We start from the raw sequence: 1,598 nt of genomic DNA, 5'->3' as shown, positions 1-1,598 counted from the left end.
GCCGCAAGCCTCTAGTCTAACAAGGGAAATAACCACTATCCTCAATAGAATTTAGTTAAAAACTAGACAATAAGTCGGATTTGCTATTTTTTATACAGAAACCAGTGTTCAATAACTAAGCTATTTTGCTATAATGTAAAAAGTTGTTATCTTAGTTGTCCAACTGAAGATTTAAAACCTGTTGTAGCATCATTCGAGTTTACACCATGGATAGGGCACACTTTATGGTAAAGCACTTACTACGCAAGCTTTCTGGTCGTGATGGCAAATTATTGTCAGCACCGGTTTTTGTTGTATTTGCAACTTCTGCATTGGCGTTATTGTTAAGCCAAGTATTGATGGCAACCGAAAGTAATTCGGCTAATAGTAAGGCCTGTGTCTGTAATAGCACCACCAACTACAATGCCAGTTTACCCAGTAGTCACCCTACAAATCGTTGTGCAGAACAATCAAATGATGTCAGTTGGGGGAATTGGATTACAGGTAATAGCCGCTCTAGTCAGTTTCACTTTATTGATTTACTTGAGTTAATCCACGGTCACAAAGACAAACCTTTAAATGATATGCCTACCTCAGGCAACCCAACTCAGATATCGCGTTAATGTCAATTTGGCGAGTGTTTAGTAGCACTGTAGCAGCCTTCTTCGGCGTACAGACAGAGCAAAATCGCCAAAAAGATTTTCAAACTCAATCCCCATTACCATTTATCATTATGGGTATTATCTTAGCCATCGCCTTAGTCATTTCATTAATGCTAATCGTAAACCAAGTCTTAAGTTAACCGCTAGTTTTCGTTATCCACGCTTTGCAGCATTACTCTTCTTCACGATAATGATGATCATATAGCGCCATAATTTCATCCACTTTATTGCGTGAACCGCCTTTAGGGCTAATATTACGCTGCACCGAAATCGTTGAACAAGATGCACCACGATATAACTCTCGCGTTAACGGAATATCATGATTACTGATCAATACCGGAATATTTCTCTCATGGGCAATGAGCCGTGAATGACGAGCAAGTAATGCTTGATCATCTAGGCTAAAACCCGGACCTGCATAAGTGGTAAAACTGGCTGTGGTTGATAACGGCGCATAAGGCGGATCACAATAAATAACATCACCACTGTTTGCCATATCAAAGGCTTGTTCGTAACTGATACATTTAAAGGTCGCTTTTTGCGCTTTTAATGAAAAGTAACGAATTTCAGCTTCAGGGAAATACGGTTTTTTGTACGAACCAAACGGTACATTAAAACCACCTTTGCGATTATATCGACATAAGCCATTAAAACCATGGCGATTCATGTACAAAAAATATACCGAACGAATGAAAGGATCGCTACAGAGATTAAATTCAGCACGAACACGATAATAAGCATCTTTGTCATTCATCTCATCGACAAACATGGCCTTGGCCGCTTTAATGTATTCATCTGGCTGTTGCTGAACAATCTGGTACAGATTGATTAAGTCTTGGTTGATGTCACATAATAAATAATCATCAAACTGTGTATTGAGGAATACCGAACCCGCCCCAACAAAAGGCTCGATCAATCTATTTCCAGCTGGAAGGTGTTTTGCTAGCTCATCAACGA

At 39.4% G+C, this 1,598-nt stretch carries 3 protein-coding genes; 2 read left to right on the top strand and 1 reads right to left on the bottom strand.

The window, feature by feature from the left end; all coding sequences use genetic code 11:
* Nucleotides 1-224 precede the first annotated feature (224 nt).
* Both H5202_RS22150 and H5202_RS22145 read left to right on the top strand, forming a co-directional pair.
* Complete coding sequence (locus H5202_RS22150) at nt 225-602, top strand: hypothetical protein (protein ID WP_259397441.1); 378 nt, start codon at nt 225-227, stop codon at nt 600-602.
* A complete protein-coding gene (locus H5202_RS22145) occupies nt 602-781 on the top strand; it encodes a DUF2970 domain-containing protein (RefSeq protein ID WP_011635869.1) in 180 nt (59 codons plus the stop codon). The genes H5202_RS22150 and H5202_RS22145 overlap by 1 nt, the downstream gene beginning before the upstream one ends.
* A gap of 32 nt (nt 782-813) precedes the next feature.
* Here the strand turns inward: H5202_RS22145 and H5202_RS22140 are convergent.
* The coding region (locus tag H5202_RS22140) for a Dam family site-specific DNA-(adenine-N6)-methyltransferase (RefSeq protein WP_182773932.1) at nt 814-1,598 on the bottom strand (785 nt) is incomplete at its 5' end.

It is taken from the genome of Shewanella sp. SG41-4 (assembly GCF_014164505.1).
Taxonomy (GTDB): Bacteria; Pseudomonadota; Gammaproteobacteria; order Enterobacterales; family Shewanellaceae; genus Shewanella.
Note: the sequence above shows the minus strand (reverse complement) of the source record. Positions and strands in the feature narration are given on the sequence as shown.